The sequence below is a fragment of the uncultured Chitinophaga sp. genome (assembly GCF_902168175.1).
In the GTDB taxonomy this organism is placed as follows: domain Bacteria; phylum Bacteroidota; class Bacteroidia; order Chitinophagales; family Chitinophagaceae; genus Chitinophaga.
The window spans coordinates 115763-135337 of sequence record NZ_CABHOU010000054.1 but is presented as its reverse complement, the minus strand read 5'-3'; the positions used below and the strand labels follow the sequence as shown (position 1 = coordinate 135337).

The window sequence follows — 19575 nt, the reverse complement described above, 5'->3', positions numbered from 1 at the left end:
GTTAAGAAATCATTAAAGAATAGTTAACACGGACGAGGGTTCCGTGCAGTGGAGAAATACTGCTAAAATGGCCATAGTAAAGGAATTATAGCGACGCGCTGAGGCCGGGGAACGGTGGATTAACGTTGGGTACCAAAATATCGGGCAGCGCCTGTGTGTTAACTTTGGGCTCTCCCAATTGAAACAATCGCAGGCTTTTATTCAAAAATGGCTTTGAGTCCGTTTTACACAATTCAAGGCTGAAGTTGTACTTCTCTTCCAACTCTTCCTCGAATTCGCGGAGGCTCAGTGTTTCATCAATCGGATGTTCCACCATATCGGCTTCGTCCAGCCCCGCTTCTTTCAGCGTATCAAAAGCGTTGGCAAGCGAGTGTTTGATATACACGGTAACATTACAATTCAGCAAACGCTGGAACTGCATTTGCAATAGGGATACGGTCATTAAAGGATGTAACTTCAGGATCTTCATCTAAATTTCTTATCAGGTATAGGCAAACTTAGTAACGCAGGGTTACTTAAATATTAATAACAGGTTACTTAATTGTAAACAACTAAGTGGTCTTTACAAATATATTAAAATATCACTAATATCTAATTAAGCGGTATATTATTTTTATTATATAGATGGAAAGGTGATCACTTTACCATCGGGCCATTCTATCACGCTTTCTTCTTCCTCCTCCAATATTACCTGCACAGTTTTAGTGACGGGATGGGTGTAAAGGTCCCAGTTTCCCTGGCTGTATTCGAGGGCGGTGAGGCTCTCGACCCAGTCGCCGGAGTTCAGGTAGGTGATTTTCCTTCCTTCGAAATCCATCTCCTTGATCACCGGCTGGTGAATATGCCCGCAGCATACTACGTCGAAGTTCTTTTCTGCGGCTATCTCGGCTACGGTTTGCTCGAAATCGGAAATGAAGGTCACGGCCTTTTTCACACTTTCCTTTACTTTTTTAGAGAACGACATCTTTTCGCGGCCCATCTTTTCCAATACGTTATTAACCAGGCGGTTCAGGATAATGAGGATATCGTACCCTTTACCTCCGAGTTTGGCCAGCCATTTGGAGTTTTTCATGGTAATGTCGTACACATCGCCGTGGAAGAACCAGTGCCTTTTACCATCTACCTCCAGGATGAGTTTATTGTCGATGGTAAAGTTGCTTAACTCGAAGCCGGCATATTTGCGGAGCGACTCGTCGTGGTTACCGGTGAGGTAGTACACTTCGGTACCCTTACCGATCATCTTCAGTATTTTCCGGATCACCTTGGTGTGGGATTTCGGGAAATACCGTTTGCTGAACTGCCATATATCTATAATATCCCCGTTGAGTACGAGGATTTTAGGATCGATGGAGTCGAGGTAACTGACCAGCTCTTTGGCGTGGCAGCCGTAGATGCCCAGGTGGACGTCGGAGATTACGGCTATGTCTAATGGGCGTTTTTCGGGCATGCGCTGCTTATAATGCCTGGGAAAAACCGCAAAACCCGGGTTTGTTTTAACTAAATAAGATTTTTTTTGTTTCATAATGACCAGTCAGCAAACGGGCTTTCCATTTAGCCAACCACGGCTTTGGATCAGAAAACCCGCGTCAATGATCAGTTTGAAACAATTTCGCGGTCTATATTTACTTATGCAAAGGAAAAATCGCTATATTACTTTTATATTAATCCAGTATTAAGGAATTATTAATTCTCACATTTTCTTGGCTCCTATACCCTTTGAAGGCTATTTTTGCGGCAAATTTATAATCTAACACAACATTTATGGGAGGCTTCAATTCGATCGTTAAACTTTTTATGCCGAAAGACCGGGTGTTTTATTCCTTGTTTGAAGATGTGTCGGCAAACCTGGTAGACATGGCCCAGGAGCTTATTTACCTTGTGGAGAGCAATGATCCGTCATTCCGTAAAGACAAAACGCACCTGATCGAGCGTCTTGAGCATAAAAACGATGATTATACGCATCGCATATTCGTGGAACTGGGTCAGAACTTCATTACGCCTTTCGACCGCGAAGACATCCACTACCTTGCCTCTACCCTCGACGACGTAGCCGACTACATCCACGGTTCTGCCAAGAGGATCGATCTTTATAAAGTAAAAGAAATTACCGATAGCGTACGTAAACTCGCCCACCTCATTCATGAAGGTACTATCGAGCTGCACCGCGCTATTCCCGAGCTGCGTAACATGAAAAACATGCGCATTATCACCGATGCCTGCGTTAAGATCAACAGCCTGGAAAACCATGCGGATGATATCTATGACCGTGCTATCGGCGACCTGTTCGAGTTTGAAACTAATGCTGCCGAGCTGATCAAAATGCGCGAAATATACCAGGCGCTGGAGATTGCCACAGATAAATGTGAGGATTCTGCCAATGTGATCGAAACCATTATTATCAAGTACGCCTGATAACGCTTTTGCACATCTTCGGCACAATTCACCTGTATCATGACTTTTCTGGTTATAATTATTATACTGGCATTCATCTTTGACTATATTAACGGTTTTCATGATGCTGCCAACTCGATTGCCACAATCGTATCTACCAAGGTACTGACCCCCTTTCAGGCGGTATTGTGGGCGGCGGTTTTCAACTTCGCCGCGTTCTTCATTTCCAAATACATTTACGGCGAGTTTAAGGTGGGTAACACCATCGCTAAGTCGGTGTTCGAACAGTTTATCACCTTAAAGGTGATTTTCTCCGGCCTGGTGGCTGCTATTGCCTGGAACCTGCTTACCTGGTGGTATGGCATCCCTTCCAGCTCTTCGCATACGCTCATCGGCGGCTTTATTGGTGCCGCAATAGCTAACGCGCACGGCTCCTTCGACGTAATTAACTATTCTAAAGTATTACCAACAGTATACTTCATCGTTCTTGCCCCTCTGATTGGTATGGTGATGGCCTTTATTATTACAGTGATCATTGTGAACATCTGTAAGAAAGCCAATCCGTACCGGGCCGAAAACTGGTTTAAACGCCTGCAGCTGGTTTCATCGGCGGCGTTTAGCCTTGGCCACGGTGGTAACGATGCGCAGAAGGTAATGGGTATTATTGCCGCAGCCATGGTGGCACAGGGGCTTATTCCCGACCTTAAATCGGTGCCGGACTGGGTACCATTCTCCTGCTTTACTGCCATTGCCCTTGGTACACTGAGCGGCGGCTGGAAAATCGTAAAAACAATGGGATCGCGCATTACCAAGGTAACTCCGCTGGAAGGTGTGAGTGCCGAAACAGCGGGTGCCCTTACCCTGTACCTTAGCGAATCGCTGGGTATACCTGTAAGTACCACCCATACCATCACCGGTTCCATTATTGGCGTGGGCGCAACCAAACGCCTGTCGGCAGTGCGCTGGGGCGTTACCGTAAATCTGCTTTGGGCATGGATACTTACCATTCCTATCAGCGCCCTGCTGGCGGCTGGCACTTTCTACGTGGTAAGCCTCTTCATCTAGTTAACTGTATCTTTCTTATATCTCGGCCTGTGGGTGTTACCCGCAGGCCTTTTTCGTGCTTACCCTGTTAAAAAACTACTACTTCTGCGGTCCGGTGCCGGGTCCATGCCGGAACCTTGCTCCATCTTTTATGTATCTTAGGTAGATATAAGGTAGATCCTAGGTTAATCCTAGGTAGATGATAGGTATTTTAACCTAGAATAAACCTAAGATGAACCTAGAATGAACCTAGAATGAACCTAGATTGGAGCAGGGAGGGAGCAAGGATCTATAGAGGATATAGCTTCTTTACTGATAGGATATTACCTGGAATTGTTACTGGCGTGGAAACCTTATTTCGGGCCAACGATCGGGTTAATATCATAACATCAGGCACCTGCATCTACTTTTCTTCTGCTTTTTCCTTCAAAAATTATGGCAATAACTATATTGCCCCTATTTTTGTGCGGCCTCAAACAGGTCTTTAAAACTTAAACACACTGTACCATCCATGAAAGGAATTATTCTTGCCGGCGGCTCCGGTACTCGTTTACACCCGATCACCTACGCTATCAGCAAACAAATTATGCCGATATATGATAAGCCTATGATCTATTACCCGCTGTCGACCCTGATGCTGGCTGGTATTAAAGAGATCCTTATCATCAGCACGCCGCACGATCTTCCTTCATTTAAGCGCCTTTTCGGCGATGGTTCCCAGTTTGGCATCAGCCTTACTTATGCCGAGCAACCAGAACCTAACGGGCTGGCGCAGGCATTTGTGATTGGCGAGCAGTTTATTGGTAAAGACAATGTTGCGCTGGTGTTGGGCGATAACATCTTCTACGGCGCCGGCCTGGGCACCCAGCTGGAAAATAACGTACACCCTAATGGCGGTATCGTATATGCTTACCATGTATCCGACCCGGAAAGGTATGGTGTGGTGGAGTTTGATGCCAGCATGAAAGCCGTATCAATAGAAGAAAAACCTACGCAGCCTAAGTCGAACTATGCCGTACCCGGCCTCTACTTCTACGATAACGATGTGGTGGAAATCGCTAAAAATCTGCAACCCAGCCCACGTGGTGAGTATGAAATTACCGACGTAAACAGGGAATACCTGCGCCGGGGCAAACTGGAAGTAAGCATATTACCCCGTGGTACCGCCTGGCTCGATACCGGCACCTTCGACTCCCTGATGCAGGCTTCGCAGTTTGTACAGGTAATTGAACAGCGCCAGGGCATTAAAGTGGCCTGTATAGAAGAAATTGCGTTCAGGAAAGGCTTTATAGACGCCGCACAGTTGGAAAAGCTGGCCAAACCTCTCATTAAAAGCGGTTACGGCCAGTACCTGATGGACCTGGTGAAACATTAATACAAAGAATCTCAATACAATAATTCAGCAATATGCAAAAAGTCCTTGTTACAGGTGGTTGTGGCTATATTGGGTCGCATACGATAGTAGACCTCATCAATCATGGTTTTGAAGTAGTTTCTGTAGACAGTAACGTGCGCAGCTCTACGCAACTTTTAGAAGGTATTGAAAAAATTACCGGCAAAAAGATCCATAACTACAAGGTGGACCTTTGTAACCTCGAAGATACACATGCTGTGTTTCACGAGAACCGCGATATTGTTGGTGTAATTCACTTTGCGGCGCTTAAAACCGTTCCTGAATCGGTAAGCGACCCACTGATGTACTTCCACAACAACCTTACTTCACTGGTAAATGTGCTGAAATGTGTAAAGGAGTTTAAGATACCTAACTTCGTATTCTCTTCTTCCTGTTCTGTATACGGCAATACCGATGCCCTGCCGGTGGTAGAAAGCACCCCGCTTGGCGCGGCACAAAGCCCTTACGCACGTACCAAACAAATGGGCGAGCAGATTATCGAGGATTACAGCGCTGTAAACGACACCAGCAACATTATACTTCGTTACTTCAACCCGGTTGGAGCCCACCCAACCTCACTCATCGGCGAACTGCCTTTAGGCCGTCCAGATAACCTGGTACCGGTAATTACGCAGACTGCCATTGGCAAACTGCCTAAGGTAACGGTGTTTGGTACCGACTACGATACCCGCGATGGTTCATGCGTACGCGACTACATTCACGTAATGGATATCGCCAACGCGCACACTAAAGCCATCCAGTACCTGCTGGACGGTAAAAACGATACTAAACGCGAGATCATTAACCTGGGTACCGGTAACGGCGTTACCGTGCTGGAAGCTATTAAGGCCTTCGAAAAAGTATCAGGCGTAAAACTCAACTACGAACTGGGGCCCCGTCGCCCGGGAGATGTGATCGAGATCTACGCTAATAACTCCTATGCCCGCGAAAAACTCGGCTGGGAGCCAAAACAAGGTATCGAAGATATGATGCGCACTGCCTGGCAGTGGGAAGTGTCGTTGAGAGACCGGGTCCTGAATAACTAATTCATCAATTAATTCCACCTGTAAGCCGGTTTATATACCTGCTTTACAGTATTTTTCTAATTTTGCGGCACAAACTCTGGCAACTATGGTAAAAGACATACAAGTCCTTAATGAAAAAGAAACCCGCGGTGGGTTTGGCGAAGGCATCCTCGAAGCGGCACGTAAAAATCCTAATGTCGTAGCGCTTACGGCTGACCTGCTCGGTTCTATGAAACTGAACGCCTTTATTAAGGAATTCCCCGACCGTTTTGTACAATGCGGTATTGCAGAAGCAAACATGATCGGCGTAGCTGCCGGTTTAACCATTGGCGGTAAAATTCCTTATACCACCACTTTTGCGAACTTCTCTACCGGCCGTGTTTACGACCAGATCCGTCAGTCTGTAGCTTATTCCGGTAAAAACGTTAAAATATGTGCTTCTCACGCAGGTCTTACCCTCGGTGAAGATGGCGCTACCCACCAGATACTGGAAGATATCGGGCTGATGAAAATGTTGCCTGGTATGACCGTGATCGTGCCCTGCGACTTTAACCAGACCAAGGCGGCCACTATCGCGGTAGCCGACTACGAAGGCCCTGTTTACCTGCGTTTCGGCCGTCCAAAATGGCCCAACTTTACCGCCGAAGATCAGAAATTCGAGATCGGTAAGGCACAGGTGCTGAACGAAGGTACCGATATCACCATCTTCGCCTGCGGCCACCTGGTGTGGAAAGCAGTAGAAGCTGGCCGTATCCTCGAAGAAAAAGGTTACAGCGTAGAACTCATTAACATACACACCATTAAACCGCTCGATACCGAGGCGGTGATTAAATCACTGACCAAAACCGGTTGCGCGGTTACGGCTGAAGAACATAACGTACTGGGTGGCCTGGGCGACAGCATTGCACAGGTAGCTGCACGTTACATTCCATGCCCTATCGAATATGTTGGTACCAACGATACTTTCGGCGAAAGCGGTAAACCTACCGATCTCCTCAAAAAGTACGGTTTGGATACACCAAACATCGTAGAAGCGGCTGAAAAGGCAATGGCCCGTAAAAAAGCATAGCTTTAAAGCTAAAGGCATTAAACCTTCGCACAAAAAACCCATCCAAGGATGGGTTTTTTATTTTAAATTGGTCGTGAGAGTGTTTACCGGGGCAGGGATTGCAAGACCATAAAACGGCAGTTTGCCGACAGATTCTAACCATTTAACCGATATGGCCGTAACGCAGGAAGACAAAGAGCTTTTGGCAATATACCGGCAGCCCGGCACGAAGGAAAAGGGATTTACCCTCATTATCCGGAAATACCAGGAAAGGCTGTACTGGCACGTCCGCCGCCTGGTCGTAGACCACGAGGATGCCAATGATGTGTTGCAGAATATGTTCATTAAGGTTTGGAAAAGCCTGGATAACTTCCGGGAAGATGCCCAGCTCTATACCTGGCTATATAAAATAGCTACGAATGAAGCCCTGTCTTTCCTGGAACAACAGAAGCGAAAGTCGGCCATCTCTCTTTCAGACGTGGAAACGGGGCTGAGCAATAAACTACAGGCCGACAGCCAGTTCGATGGCAATAAACTGGAGTGGAAACTGCAAAAAGCGATTTTAGGGCTCCCGGAAAAGCAGCGCATCGTGTTTAACCTGCGCTACTACGACGAGATGCCCTATGAACAAATGTCGAAGGTATTAGAGACCTCGGAAGGCGCTTTGAAAGCATCTTACCACCACGCTGTTAAAAAAGTAGAGGAGTTTATGAAGAATGGATAGGCGTTTTCAGCAAAAAAAACGCCGGCCCGGTTAAACGATGGGGCTTAAAATCCGTCTAAACAGTAATAACGCATGAAAAAAGGGAAAGAAATAGCGGAAGAACTGAAGGGTTTAGCACCCGGAATGCCTGTACCGGATATGCCGGCTTACAGCATACCGGATGGCTATTTCGACGCGCTGCCCGGTATGATCATGCAACGGGTAATGGAAGAACAGCACCCGGTGAGCAGTGTTCAGGAAGAACTGGACGAAATTTCGCCGTTCCTGGCTGCTGTGCCCAGGCATACCCCCTATTCGGCACCTGCAGGTTACTTCGAATCGCTGGAGTTACCGGTGGCCATTACAGCCGACAAAAAGGAAAGTGGCAGGGTGGTAACGATGGCTAAACGGGTAAAGCTGCTCAAACGCGGCCTGGCCGCAGCCTGTATAGCCGCGGTGATCAGTGTGGGCGGTGTATACCTGACCAACGAATATAATCCGGGTAAAATCGACCAACAACTGGCTGCCCTCAGCGACACGGAAATCGAAGAGTACCTACAGAACCATACCGACGATTTTGATACCGAAGCCATTTTTTCCACCGTTAGTTATGAATCTGAACTCCCGTCTGTACTGGACGAAGTATCGACCGATGCGCTGGAAGAATTTGTGGACGAAAACATGATTAAAGACGTTAATTAATACTACATGAAGAAATTTTACCTGATATGGATAATGGCAGTGATGCTCCTTGGTTATCTTCCCCGCGCTTCGGCCCAGGGGGCAGATAACAAAACCATCCAGGACAAGGTGAAATCACTGGAAATAGCTTACATCTCCAAAGAACTGAACCTTACACCCGACGAAGCACAGAAGTTCTGGCCGGTATATAATAAGTACTCCCACGAAATAGAAATACTTATCCAGGACCGCAAGCAGAAGATGAGGGTCAATAAACAGCAGGCGCGTACGGACAAAGGTGCAGACGAGGCCATGGATACAGAACTGGGGTACGAAAGGAGGATGCTCGACATTCGCACCAAATATAAAGAAGAGTTCAAAAAAGTAATTCCTACGCCGAAAGTAACGGACTTCTTCCGGTCAGAACGTGAGTTCAGGCAAATGATGATCCGGCAGCTAAAGGAGCGAAAAGAGAATCGCAATATGCGGAGGCAAAGAAATTAGACTGATACGTTCGATTTTTTGTTTTAGTTGAAAAAGGCCGTCTTTCATAGAAAAGGCGGCCTTTTTTTTATTGCTGATAGTAATGCGCTCTTACTTCCGTAACCTTTCCATCATCGCCCAACACCATCATTTCGGCTGCCAGGTTGTTGTTGACGCTCTTGTAGTATAAAACCACAGAGTTTACACCTTCCAGCACCTGGTAAAACTCGAAATGCAGGTCGGGATAGGCTGTTAGCGCACGTTCGAAATAGGCCCTCAGTTCGGCTTTATTCTTAATGCAGCCCGATGGGTCGTTGTTTACACGTTTAATAAAAGGGGAATAAAAAGCAATGTTCTCCGCATAATGATGCATAATCGCATCCAGGTCGTGGCTGTTCCAGGCGTCGAGCCAGGCCTTGGCAAAAATGTTGGCGTTCATTTTTATACCTAAGTTATGGCTTTAACCGGGCTCAAAAAAGCTGCTTTTGAGTGGATGGACGTTAAATCAGAATGTACCGTAAGGTTGCTTAGTATCGTGGTAGTAGAGGAACTGCCAGCCTTCGGCCTTTCCACGTTCAATGAACTGCTGGCGCAATTCCATGCTCAGCTTTCCATCGTAATCGTATTTGGCAATAAAACGGCTGCGCATTTGTGATAACTGCGGGGTAACATCGCCACCAAAAAACACCTTATCCTCGCCATCATCTATCAAAAATGCCTGGTGATAGGGGCAGTGGCCGCCAGTGAATTCATAATGTATATAACCATCTATGGTACCATTGCCATCGATAAACACTACGTTATCGCGCTTTTGCAACTGGTCTACTTCCTCTGCGTGGTACGATTTGCCGTCCTGCTCAATGGCATAAGCCATTTCGCGTGTGTTCACATAATAAGTGGCGTGTGGAAAGCTGAGTGTACGTTCGCCCGTAACCGGGTCCTGTACAGTAACCCCGCCGGCATGGTCTTTATGCAGGTGGCTCATCAGCACCTTCGTGATCTCCAGCGGATTAATTCCATTGTCGATCAGGTTCTGATGCAGTTGCAGGATGCCGTTACTGTTGCGGAAACCGAGGCCGGTATCGCAGAGCAGGTAGTCCTTATCTGTAATAACGAGGAAAGGTTGAATTTCCACCAACAACGCGCCGGGGCCCCGTTGTTGCATCGTATCCTTACTGGTGTTATAAGGAACAAAAGCCTTTGTTCCGTCAACTGTAAAACTTCCTTCCGAGAGTGGTATGATTCGTGCCATGCTGCTGCAAAAATACGGCTTTTCACCGAAGTGGTTTATCGACCCAACGTAAACCGTTCTTTGTTATCAATGGAAGTCACCGGAGCCTGCACACACGCTTATGAAATCGGACTTAAATCCGGCCACGCCAGATAACCCTTTGCGGGTTGATTATAGCCGGATACGAACAAAAAAACCGGATAGACCGAGGGGCGTTACTAGCGTAACACCATCTGCCTGTCGGCATCGAGCCGCAGCATGATGAAGAGAAGCATCGTAAACGTCATAAGCGAAGACCCACCGTAACTCACCAATGGCAGGGGAATACCGATTACCGGCGCCAAACCGATGGTCATGGCCAGGTTAATGGCCAGGTGAAAAAAGATGATACAGGCCACCCCGTACGCATAGACTCGGCTGAATGTCGATCGCTGTCGCTCTGCGATGAGAATGATCCGTAAGAGCAGGGCCACATAAAGGCCAATAAAAATAACGGAACCAACAAAACCAAAGTCCTCGCCGATGGTACAGAAAATAAAGTCCGTACTCTGTTCTGGTACGAAGTCGAACCGGGTTTGTGTGCCTTTCAGGTATCCTTTACCGAACAGACCACCGGAACCAATAGCGATAATACTCTGGCGGGTGTTATAGGTAGCTTTGGGATCGTTTTCCTTTCCCAGCATTACGTTAATACGTTTCACCTGGTAGTCCTTCAACACTTTGGTAAAAGCGTAGGGCACTACGAACACTACGAATATGGAGCAAAAAGCCCAGATACCCACAATCGTGAACAGGCGCGATTTCTTCCGTCTTATTTCCCGCCGCGCGAAGTAGATGACCAGGCCGGCGATGACGGTGAAAATGATAAATAATATCTTGTTATCAACCAATAGTGCCGACAATACCAGCACGATAGCAGAGAATGCAATAACGAGTAATACCGAAGGCAAACCTTCGCGATACATTACCAGGAAGAAAGAAAAATATACGAGCGCCAACCCGGTTTCGTCCTGCAATATGGTAATGGCGCAGGGTAACAGGGCAATAGCGGCTGCAATAAGCCGTGGACGCAGTTTGGTAAAATCAGTTTCCAGCGATGAGAGGTATTTGGCCAGGGCCAGGTTGGTGAACAACTTTGTAAGCTCCGCGGGCTGAAACCTGAACGAGCCTACATTCAGCCAGGAGTGCGAACCTTTCACATCCTGCCCGATAGCAAGTACCAATAAGAGTAAAAGGATACCGAATGCATACAACAGGTTAGCCGTAGCCGTAAAAAACTTACTGTCCATCAGCCATATGATCGTAGCGAGAGCAAGGGAAACTCCAAGCCACATGAGCTGGCGTGCATAGTTTTTATTCAGGGTAATAATGTTATTCCAGACATTATCGCCATCGCGGTGTTCGGCAGCAAAGATGGCCATCAGACCAATGCATACCAATGCGAAGTAGAGGCCCAGAATAGGCCAGTCGATACCCTGTGTTAATTTAGGTTGTGAGCGGTTCATTTCTCGTTATTGATTCAGTATAAATCTTCCCCTGTTATCGATGCCAAAATGGCCGGAGCCAGCGTAGGCGCTATTCATTGAGTCCAGTTTCGATTTTTCACGGAGGGCTGGAGACATGGTATTATCGGCAAACATCTTTTGCATCATCGCCTGGCGTTTGGGCGTCATAGCGATGGTATCATTAAGATATTTCTCCATCATCAGGCTGGCAATTGGCGCGGCGTAGGTGGCACCGAAACCACCGTTCTCGATGATTACACAAACCGCAATTTTCGGGTTTACACGGGGAGCAAAACAAACGAACACCGAGTGGTCTTTCAGTTTGGTAAGTACACCGTTAATCTTAGCCTGGTTTTCGGCAGTACCGGTTTTACCACATACCTCTATCCCATCGATAGCGGCAACACGACCTGTACCACTGGTAATTACGTCCGCCATACCGAGTGTTACCGACTCGTAAGCATCGTCAGACACATTGGCTACCTTATGTTTTTCTTTATATTTTTTGAGTATGTCCGACTTATCGCCATCTATACTTTCTACGAAGTGCGGGATGTAGTACGAGCCTTTGTTCGCAATAATACACATGGCATTGGCCATTTGCAGCGGGGTGGTTGATACGTTACCCTGCCCCATACCCACATACAATTCACTACAGGAGTTCCAGTAACCGTTGTACAGGCGGTTAATACGTACAGTGTCGGCCACACGGCCCGGATACTCACCAGGTACATCAACACCGAGCGGATGTCCCAGCCCGAAATCGCGCATATACCCCCACCACTTCTGGTGTCCTTTTTTAACGCCACCCCACTTAGGTGCGTCTACGGCCAGGCGGTAAAGGTGTACGAAATAGGCGTTACAGGAGTTAGCGATCGCCAGGCGCAGGTTAGCCGCGTGTCCGGGATTATGGTGCGTACATTTAATTAAGCGTCCACAGTTCACATATCCCCCGTGACAGGGAAAACCGAAGTCTTTGGTGATTACCCCTTCATCCAGCGCCATCAATGCCGTAAGTGGCTTCATGGACGAACCCGGCGGATAAATCGCCTGCATCCCCCTGTTCAACATAGGGTACACCGTATCCACAAACAGTTTATTGAAGTTCTTACGGCCCATTGAGCCGGTAAGCAGGTTTGGATCAAAGGTAGGTCCACTCACCATGGCCAGTATACCACCCGTTTGCGGGTCGATGGCCACGATACTGCCGATCTTGTTTTTCAGGAACTTTTCGCCCAGGGCCTGTAGTTCTATATCGAGGGATAAGCGCAGGTTTTTACCGGCGACTGCCGCGGTATCGAACTCTCCGTTTTCGAGAGGGCCCTGCGGACGGTTGAGGTTATCTTTCACCAGGTATTGTATCCCCCTTTGGCCCATTAATACTTTTTCATAAGAACTCTCCAGACCGGTACGGCCAATGAAATCGCCCATGGAGTAATCGGCCCAGCGTTGCAACGAATCGTCGAGCATATAAGGCGGTACTTCCGCAATGTACCCGAGGATGTTGGCGGCGGCATGGTAAGGGTAAGAACGTACTGGTCTTAATACCAGCTCGAAGCCCGGCTGAAACAGGTACATGCTTTCCTGCAGTTTGCCGTACATATCGGGCGGCATCAGCGGGTAAAACACAGTTTGCCTTACACGGCCATTCTTACGTATAGCATCGCCTATCCGGCGGATAAATTCATCTTTATCGATCTGAAGTAACTGGCAGAGGTAAGTGGTATCAATTCTTTTAACGTTGGCAGGTGTTACGACAAGGTCGTACAGGGCATCATTGCCTAACACACTGCGCCCTTTCCGGTCGTAGATGATGCCACGGTCGGGATACACCACTTTGCGCAACACCGCATTGGCGTCGGCAAGTTTAGAATACTTCTTATCAACCAGCTGGAGGTAACATAACCTCACCACGATAAGTGCTACCATCCCAAGGATGATCATCTGGATGACTCTTTGTCTGGGCTGATTATAAACGGACATGGACTGTAAACTGCAGGCTAATGAAACGAATATACAAAATAACGGGCAGCGGTCGGGCTGCTTTCACTTGCATTTAACATTCTACTTCCTGGCGAAGAAAAGTAACTCGTAAATAAGTATAAGCACCAAACTGGCGGCTGTACTTGCGAGCATTTTCAACAACAGGTAAAAAGGGTTGGCGAAACCGAAAACTTCCAGTAAGAAATAAACGATGTTGTGCAACAACACCAGTATAGAAACATAAATAGCAAACTGCGAAGTACCCATACTTGTGATGGACGGTGTTTTCTGCGTTACCTCAAAACCACCCTGGGGAGATAGTACATTGAGGATAAACGGGCGGAGATATGCGATAAACACACAGGCTGCTGCATGCAGGCCCATCGTATCCATAAACATATCAAGCGTAAGGCCCAGTAACAGTCCTAACAGCTGCACCGCCGGCCTTGGCAGGTTAAAGGGCAGCAGCAGGATAAATAACATGTAGATATAAGGGTTTACCAGCTGATGAATGAGTACCTGGTTAAGCACCAGTACCTGCAACATCAGCAGCAGCACAAAGCGGATAATATTTTTAAACAGTACGCTCATCTCTTATTTTATCTGCTTGTAGGTAGAATCTTCAAGTTTTGCCTGCTCATCTTTCAGCAGGTTGTCTATCGCATACACATATTGCACATTGGAGAAGTTGGTAGCCAACCTCAGTTTAATGGTATATGCCGTGCTGGATTTATCGGACAGCGAAAAGCTTTCGATATAACCGATATGGATATTTTCAGGGAACAACTGGGAGTAACCGCTGGTTACCACCGTATCGCCGGCCTTAATTTTCGCGCTTTTGGGCACATCTTTCATGATCGCATGCGCACCATCTTTTCCATCCCACACTACGGTACCCATTTCGCGGCTAGACTGCAGCCTGGCGCTAAAGCCAAATGCAGCTGTTTTAGAGAGGAGCGATATAACGGTGGCATAGTTCTCACTTACGTTACGCACCACCCCCACAACACCGCTGGGTCCAACCACGCCCATATTGGGCCTGATGCCGTATTTGCTGCCGCGGTTAATGGTGAGATAGTTAATTTCCCGCGTAATACTGTTGTTGATCACTTTGGCTTCGAGCCAGCGATAACGGCGTACTTCGGAACCAATTACACGGTGCATGGTATCATTGGAAAATTTCCTGAGGGTATCTGCTTTGAGGAGGAAGCCAGTATCGACCGTATTGAAGGCCGATAATAACTCATTGTGCAGGCGCGCGTTTTCTTTTACCAGGCTGTCGTTGGTAGATCTAAGGTGAAAATAGTACTGGATGCCGTTATTCCATGTGTACAACTGACCGCCGATGTTGTTGGAAGAGTTGATGTATACCGTGCGCTGGTAATTGTTGTTACGGAACACGAAGGCAATACATATCACTTCCAGCAGCAAAAACAGAAAGAAGTTGAAATACCGCCTGAAGAAAATAATGAGATTACGCACCTTGATAAAAGTATAGGTTCCGGAACCACATTACCTGCGATTCCGGAACTTCCAGAAATTATTGCATTAAGAAAGGATATTTACCGATGTGTTTGAGGGCAATACCTGTTCCTCTCACCACCGCACGTAACGGATCGTCAGCTACATGTACGGGCAGCTTAATTTTTTGAGAAAGGCGTTTGTCCAGTCCGCGCAGCAATGCGCCGCCACCTGTAAGGTAAAGACCACGGCGGTAAATGTCCGAGGCCAGCTCCGGAGGGGTTGTTTCCAGCGCCTTCAGGATAGCTTCTTCTATTTTGAAAATAGATTTATCGAGTGCTTCGGCGATTTCCTGGTAAGACACAAAGATCTGTTTAGGAATACCGGTAACAAGGTCACGACCGTTCACCGCGATATCATCTGGTGGGTTGTCCAGTTCTTTCAGGGCAGAACCGATCTGGATCTTGATCTGTTCGGCAGTCCTTTCGCCGATCAGCAGGCTGTGGTAACGGCGCAGGGCTTCCATGATATCGGAGGTGAACTCGTCACCCGCAATACGGATACTCTGGTCGCAAACGATACCCGCCAGGGCGATAACCGAAATACCGGTGGTACCGCCTCCTATGTCGATGATCATGTTACCTACAGGTTCTTCCACATCGATACCAATACCGAGTGCTGCAGCCATAGGCTCATGAATAAGATAAACTTCTTTGGCGCCCGCCTGTTCGGCAGAGTCGCGTACCGCTCTTTTTTCTACCTCGGTAATGCTCGAAGGGATACAGATCACCATGCGCCAGCTAGGGGCGAACAGCGGCTTCTTTGGATAAACCATTTTGATCAGTTCCCTCAACATGCCCTCGGCAGCATTGAAGTCGGCAATAACCCCATCTTTCAGGGGACGTATAGTGCGAAGATACTCGTGCGTTTTCTCGTGCATCATCATAGCCTTCTTACCCACGGCCACAATCTTGCCGGAGGCTCTCTCTATGGCTACAATGGAGGGTTCGTCCACCACCACCGAATCGTTGTGTATGATCAACGTATTCGCGGTTCCCAGGTCTATCGCGATTTCTTGTGTTAAAAAATTAAAGAAGCCCATTGTTTGATACGGTCAAAAGAATTAGATATGCAAAAATGATTAATTCCAACGAATATACGATGCAAAATGCTTAAAGTATAATAATTTTTTTTATAGTATGAAGCATTGCTAGATATTCTTTTCCGTTTTAACGGATTTAAATTGCTTTAATTGCTGCTTACCCCAAAAATAGCGACATATATTTTATGCTGTAACTTATTGTTACACAAATTCATAGCCTATATCTCTACGGTAATATTTGCCTTCAAAACTGATACTTTCGGCAGTTTGTTTGGAATGCGTTAAAGCCAGGTTCAAATCGGCCGCCATCGAAGTTACAGTTAATACCCGTCCCCCGTTTGTAAGCACCATCCCACCTTCTTCCTTTGTTCCGGCATGAAAAACAATCTGGTCCAGCGTGGCTTCCGGTATACCTGTAATCTCCTTCCCTTTTTCGTAGGCCTCGGGATAACCGCCCGCCACCAACATTACAGTAGCTGCCGCACGCGGATCTTCATAGATCGTTTGTTCAGCCAGCGTACCGTTACTTACGGCAGCAAACAGTTCCAGCAGGTCGTTCTGCAAACGTGGCATTACCACTTCGGTTTCCGGATCGCCCATACGGCAGTTGTACTCGATCACAAAAGGTTTGCCTTCCACGGAGATGAGTCCTACGAAAACGAATCCTTTGTACGTGATGTTTTCCTTCGCCAGGCCCTCCACCGTTGGACGGATGATGGTTTGTTCCACCTCGTCCATAAAGGCTTTGCCTGCAAACGGCACCGGTGAAATGGCACCCATACCGCCGGTATTAAGGCCGGTATCGCCCTCGCCGATCCGCTTGTAGTCTTTCGCAGCAGGAAGAATTTTATAAGAGATGCCATCTGTAAGCACGAAAACAGACAGTTCAATCCCGGTAAGGAACTGTTCTACCACCACTTTCTTGCTTGCATCACCAAACTTGGCGTCTTTAATCATTTGCGCAAACTCTGTCAGGGCTTCTTCGTGCGTGGCCGCAATTACCACACCTTTACCTGCTGCCAGTCCGTCGGCCTTTAGTACGATAGGCAGGCTGTGTTGCTTAAGGTAAGCAACACCGTCTTCGTAATTGGCTTCGCTGAACTCGCGGTAAGCGGCGGTGGGAATATTGTGGCGGAGCATGAACTCCTTGGCAAAGGCCTTGCTGCCTTCCAGCTGGGCACCCACTTTAGAGGGGCCTATCACTGGTATGTGCTGCAGCGCAGGATCTTGCGTAAAAAAGTCGTAAACGCCGTGTACCAGTGGATCTTCAGGACCCACTACCAACAGCTCAATTTTATTGTCAATACAGAAATTCTTGAGTTTCTCGAAATCGGTACCCGCAATGTTTACGTTGGTACCGTACTGGGCGGTGCCTGCATTTCCCGGGGCTATAAACAGACCCGTACACTTAGTGCTCTGAGACATTTTCCATGACAGCGCATGTTCGCGGCCGCCGCTTCCAAGTAATAGTATCTTCATAATTCTCCTAAAATAGTATTCCCCCCGCCATAGGCGTGCTTTTCAAGGTCATGCATCAACTAACCCTTTTGCAAGGGGATGATAGCCGGGATATGGACATGAAAAATGGGGAATTGGATTTTTTTGCAAAGGAACACTAAAAATGTACAAAAGCCTTATTTTTTTAGCTGGATTGCTGAATTTATTTAACTTACGCCCCGCATCCATGACTCCGAGAGCAAGAAAACGCAGCTTAATAACTAAAATCAGCTATAACAAAACTAACCATTTATGAATCAAATTGCTACGCCTAAGGGGCATCCGAAGGGCTTGTACGTATTGTTTGCAACAGAAATGTGGGAGCGGTTTAACTACTATGGGATGAGGGCGATCCTGATCCTGTTTATGACTAAAGCCCTGTTGTTCGACAAAGCCTTCGCGTCCAGTTTATATGGCAGCTATACCAGCCTTGTTTACCTCACCCCGCTTGTAGGTGGCTTTGTAGCCGACCGCTACTGGGGTAACAGGAGATCAATCATTACCGGTGGCCTGTTAATGGCACTGGGTGAGTTCCTGCTGTTCGGATGTGCATCCATTTATGCCAGCAATCCGCAACTCGCCTCCCTGCTCTTCTTCTCTGGCCTTGGTTTCATGATTTCCGGCAACGGGTTCTTCAAACCTAACATCTCCTCTATGGTTGGCCAGCTGTACCCGGCTAACGACAGGAGGATAGATGCGGCATACACCATCTTCTATATGGGTATTAACGTAGGTGGCGCTTTAGGCCCTGCATTGTGCGGCGGACTTGGCGATACCGGCAACCCTGCTGATTTTAAATGGGCCTTCCTTTGCGCAGGTATCGGTATGTTATTGAGCGTAGTAGTGTTCCAGTGGCTTAAAGACTTTTACATCCGCAAATCCAGCGGCGAACCACTGGGTATTGTGCCTGCAGAAGCGCCTAAAAATGCGACCAACCCTATCGTAGTTATCCCGGCCCTGCTGCTTTTCTCTGCACTGGCCATTGGTATGTTATGGGTAGATGCTAAAGAATTCCCTTTCCTTACTTACCTGCTGATCGCTGCTGTAGTGATTATCATCGTGATGATCTTCAGCGATAAAAGTCTTACCGTTATTGAGAAAAAGAAGATCGGTGTGATCTTCATCCTCTCGTTCTTCGTAGTGTTCTTCTGGGCTGCGTTCGAGCAGGCTGGTGCTTCACTTACATTCTTTGCGGACGAGCAGACCGATCGTGTACTTAACTGGAACATTCCTGTTTGGGTGATTTCTGCACTTAGCGCCGTGGCTATATATTACATCTATGTGCTGATCCGCAAGATCAACACGAAGATGATTGAAGATCCGAAGAGCGTAAAAACCACGCTGGCTGTATTGTTACTGCTCGCGGGCGCTTACCTCGTATACTTGAACATCAGCCTTTACAGCGCCGGCGATATGACGATCACTGTGAAAGAATTACCAGCAAGCGCCTTCCAGTCGCTGAACTCTTTATTCGTAGTAGCATTTGCACCTTTATTTGCCTGGATATGGCTGAAACTGGGCAAGTACGAACCTAGCTCCCCAACCAAAATGGCTATCGGCCTGTTGCTGCTGGCACTGGGTTATGTAGTGATAGGTGTAGGTGTTAAAAGCGTGGCACCTGGTATGAAAGTAACCATGCTGTTCCTGATCAGCATGTACGCCCTGCACACCTGGGGCGAACTTTGCCTGTCGCCCATCGGCCTTGCACTGGTGAACAAACTTTCTCCTGTACGTTTCGCCTCCCTGCTGATGGCAGTTTGGTTCCTCGCTAACGCAGGTGCCAACAAGCTGGCAGGTGAACTCAGCGCACTTTATCCTGATAAGAGCCCTACCCAGTTCATGGGATTCCAGATATCCAACCTTTATGAGTTCTTCATGTTGTTTGTGATCATGGCGGGCGTTGCCTCCCTGATCCTGTTTATGATTACCAAACAGTTGCAGAAGCTAATGAACGCCCAATAAGGATAATCACCTTTTTCCAAAAAAGGAGTTGAGAATTGCCTCAGCTCCTTTTTTGTTTTATTTTTA

Annotated in this window: 19 protein-coding genes; 9 read left to right on the top strand and 10 right to left on the bottom strand. The window is 47.4% G+C overall.

Annotation, left to right across the window (positions count from 1 at the left end; genetic code table 11):
- Nucleotides 1-85: 85 nt before the first annotated feature.
- Both QZT80_RS11205 and QZT80_RS11200 read right to left on the bottom strand, forming a co-directional pair.
- A complete protein-coding gene (locus tag QZT80_RS11205; RefSeq protein WP_295121748.1) occupies nt 86-469 on the bottom strand; it encodes a hypothetical protein in 384 nt (127 codons plus the stop codon).
- 147 nt (nt 470-616) lie between these two features.
- Nucleotides 617-1447, bottom strand: coding sequence for a UDP-2,3-diacylglucosamine diphosphatase (locus QZT80_RS11200; RefSeq protein ID WP_295121746.1), 831 nt, complete (start codon nt 1445-1447; stop codon nt 617-619).
- Between the two features lie 314 nt (nt 1448-1761).
- Here QZT80_RS11200 and QZT80_RS11195 point away from each other — a divergent pair, with 314 nt between their 5' ends.
- The 8 genes from QZT80_RS11195 to QZT80_RS11160 all read left to right on the top strand — a co-directional run bounded on the left by QZT80_RS11195 (nt 1762) and on the right by QZT80_RS11160 (nt 8789).
- Nucleotides 1762-2412: a DUF47 domain-containing protein gene (locus QZT80_RS11195; RefSeq protein ID WP_295121744.1), complete on the top strand. Its 651-nt coding sequence runs from the start codon at nt 1762-1764 to the stop codon at nt 2410-2412.
- A 39-nt stretch (nt 2413-2451) separates the two neighbouring features.
- Nucleotides 2452-3456, top strand: a complete 1005-nt coding sequence (locus tag QZT80_RS11190) for an inorganic phosphate transporter (protein ID WP_295121743.1) — start codon at nt 2452-2454, stop codon at nt 3454-3456.
- Between the two features lie 490 nt (nt 3457-3946).
- The gene (gene rfbA / locus QZT80_RS11185; RefSeq protein WP_295121741.1) at nt 3947-4810 is read left to right on the top strand and encodes a glucose-1-phosphate thymidylyltransferase RfbA; all 864 of its coding nucleotides are present in this window, start codon (nt 3947-3949) and stop codon (nt 4808-4810) included.
- Nucleotides 4811-4842: 32 nt separating this feature from the next.
- Entirely contained in the window at nt 4843-5874 is a 1032-nt protein-coding gene (gene galE / locus QZT80_RS11180) for a UDP-glucose 4-epimerase GalE (protein WP_295121739.1), read from the top strand.
- Between the two features lie 85 nt (nt 5875-5959).
- On the top strand, nt 5960-6922 hold the full coding sequence (locus QZT80_RS11175) for a transketolase family protein (protein WP_295121737.1): 963 nt from the start codon (nt 5960-5962) through the stop codon (nt 6920-6922).
- 121 nt (nt 6923-7043) lie between these two features.
- Nucleotides 7044-7625 (top strand): sigma-70 family RNA polymerase sigma factor, encoded by a 582-nt coding sequence (locus QZT80_RS11170; RefSeq protein ID WP_295121735.1) that lies wholly within the window; start codon nt 7044-7046, stop codon nt 7623-7625.
- A 72-nt stretch (nt 7626-7697) separates the two neighbouring features.
- Nucleotides 7698-8306: a hypothetical protein gene (locus QZT80_RS11165; RefSeq protein ID WP_295121733.1), complete on the top strand. Its 609-nt coding sequence runs from the start codon at nt 7698-7700 to the stop codon at nt 8304-8306.
- Between the two features lie 6 nt (nt 8307-8312).
- Complete coding sequence (locus tag QZT80_RS11160) at nt 8313-8789, top strand: hypothetical protein (protein WP_295121731.1); 477 nt, start codon at nt 8313-8315, stop codon at nt 8787-8789.
- Between the two features lie 67 nt (nt 8790-8856).
- On the opposite strand, the gene QZT80_RS11155 is transcribed toward QZT80_RS11160, so the two are convergent.
- From QZT80_RS11155 to purD, 8 genes are all read right to left on the bottom strand, one after another.
- A complete protein-coding gene (locus tag QZT80_RS11155; protein ID WP_295121729.1) occupies nt 8857-9207 on the bottom strand; it encodes a nuclear transport factor 2 family protein in 351 nt (116 codons plus the stop codon).
- A gap of 66 nt (nt 9208-9273) precedes the next feature.
- Nucleotides 9274-10020 carry an MBL fold metallo-hydrolase gene (locus tag QZT80_RS11150; protein ID WP_295121727.1) on the bottom strand — a complete coding sequence of 249 codons (747 nt, stop codon included), beginning with the start codon at nt 10018-10020 and terminating at the stop codon, nt 9274-9276.
- Between the two features lie 197 nt (nt 10021-10217).
- Nucleotides 10218-11504: a rod shape-determining protein RodA gene (rodA, locus tag QZT80_RS11145; RefSeq protein WP_295121725.1), complete on the bottom strand. Its 1287-nt coding sequence runs from the start codon at nt 11502-11504 to the stop codon at nt 10218-10220.
- Between the two features lie 6 nt (nt 11505-11510).
- The gene (gene mrdA / locus QZT80_RS11140; protein ID WP_295121723.1) at nt 11511-13487 is read right to left on the bottom strand and encodes a penicillin-binding protein 2; all 1977 of its coding nucleotides are present in this window, start codon (nt 13485-13487) and stop codon (nt 11511-11513) included.
- A gap of 81 nt (nt 13488-13568) precedes the next feature.
- Nucleotides 13569-14078: a rod shape-determining protein MreD gene (locus tag QZT80_RS11135; RefSeq protein WP_295121721.1), complete on the bottom strand. Its 510-nt coding sequence runs from the start codon at nt 14076-14078 to the stop codon at nt 13569-13571.
- 3 nt (nt 14079-14081) lie between these two features.
- Nucleotides 14082-14969 carry a rod shape-determining protein MreC gene (mreC, locus tag QZT80_RS11130; RefSeq protein WP_295121719.1) on the bottom strand — a complete coding sequence of 296 codons (888 nt, stop codon included), beginning with the start codon at nt 14967-14969 and terminating at the stop codon, nt 14082-14084.
- A 58-nt stretch (nt 14970-15027) separates the two neighbouring features.
- The gene (locus tag QZT80_RS11125; protein ID WP_295121717.1) at nt 15028-16050 is read right to left on the bottom strand and encodes a rod shape-determining protein; all 1023 of its coding nucleotides are present in this window, start codon (nt 16048-16050) and stop codon (nt 15028-15030) included.
- 201 nt (nt 16051-16251) lie between these two features.
- Nucleotides 16252-17529: a phosphoribosylamine--glycine ligase gene (gene purD / locus QZT80_RS11120; RefSeq protein WP_295121715.1), complete on the bottom strand. Its 1278-nt coding sequence runs from the start codon at nt 17527-17529 to the stop codon at nt 16252-16254.
- A gap of 270 nt (nt 17530-17799) precedes the next feature.
- Between purD and QZT80_RS11115 the strand changes: the two genes are divergently transcribed.
- On the top strand, nt 17800-19509 hold the full coding sequence (locus QZT80_RS11115; protein WP_295121713.1) for a peptide MFS transporter: 1710 nt from the start codon (nt 17800-17802) through the stop codon (nt 19507-19509).
- The last annotated feature ends 66 nt before the right edge of the window (nt 19510-19575 follow it).

Excerpts from the sequence above, each read along its gene's own strand:
- QZT80_RS11205 (WP_295121748.1), bottom strand. The coding sequence starts at position 469 with ATGAAGATCCTGAAGTTACATCCTTTAATGACCGTATCCCTATTGCAA.
- QZT80_RS11200 (WP_295121746.1), bottom strand. The coding sequence starts at position 1,447 with ATGCCCGAAAAACGCCCATTAGACATAGCCGTAATCTCCGACGTCCAC.
- QZT80_RS11195 (WP_295121744.1), top strand. The coding sequence starts at position 1,762 with ATGGGAGGCTTCAATTCGATCGTTAAACTTTTTATGCCGAAAGACCGG.
- QZT80_RS11190 (WP_295121743.1), top strand. The coding sequence starts at position 2,452 with ATGACTTTTCTGGTTATAATTATTATACTGGCATTCATCTTTGACTAT.
- rfbA (WP_295121741.1), top strand. The coding sequence starts at position 3,947 with ATGAAAGGAATTATTCTTGCCGGCGGCTCCGGTACTCGTTTACACCCG.
- galE (WP_295121739.1), top strand. The coding sequence starts at position 4,843 with ATGCAAAAAGTCCTTGTTACAGGTGGTTGTGGCTATATTGGGTCGCAT.
- QZT80_RS11175 (WP_295121737.1), top strand. The coding sequence starts at position 5,960 with ATGGTAAAAGACATACAAGTCCTTAATGAAAAAGAAACCCGCGGTGGG.
- QZT80_RS11165 (WP_295121733.1), top strand. The coding sequence starts at position 7,698 with ATGAAAAAAGGGAAAGAAATAGCGGAAGAACTGAAGGGTTTAGCACCC.
- QZT80_RS11160 (WP_295121731.1), top strand. The coding sequence starts at position 8,313 with ATGAAGAAATTTTACCTGATATGGATAATGGCAGTGATGCTCCTTGGT.
- QZT80_RS11155 (WP_295121729.1), bottom strand. The coding sequence starts at position 9,207 with ATGAACGCCAACATTTTTGCCAAGGCCTGGCTCGACGCCTGGAACAGC.
- QZT80_RS11150 (WP_295121727.1), bottom strand. The coding sequence starts at position 10,020 with ATGGCACGAATCATACCACTCTCGGAAGGAAGTTTTACAGTTGACGGA.
- rodA (WP_295121725.1), bottom strand. The coding sequence starts at position 11,504 with ATGAACCGCTCACAACCTAAATTAACACAGGGTATCGACTGGCCTATT.
- mrdA (WP_295121723.1), bottom strand. The coding sequence starts at position 13,487 with ATGTCCGTTTATAATCAGCCCAGACAAAGAGTCATCCAGATGATCATC.
- QZT80_RS11135 (WP_295121721.1), bottom strand. The coding sequence starts at position 14,078 with ATGAGCGTACTGTTTAAAAATATTATCCGCTTTGTGCTGCTGCTGATG.
- QZT80_RS11125 (WP_295121717.1), bottom strand. The coding sequence starts at position 16,050 with ATGGGCTTCTTTAATTTTTTAACACAAGAAATCGCGATAGACCTGGGA.
- purD (WP_295121715.1), bottom strand. The coding sequence starts at position 17,529 with ATGAAGATACTATTACTTGGAAGCGGCGGCCGCGAACATGCGCTGTCA.
- QZT80_RS11115 (WP_295121713.1), top strand. The coding sequence starts at position 17,800 with ATGAATCAAATTGCTACGCCTAAGGGGCATCCGAAGGGCTTGTACGTA.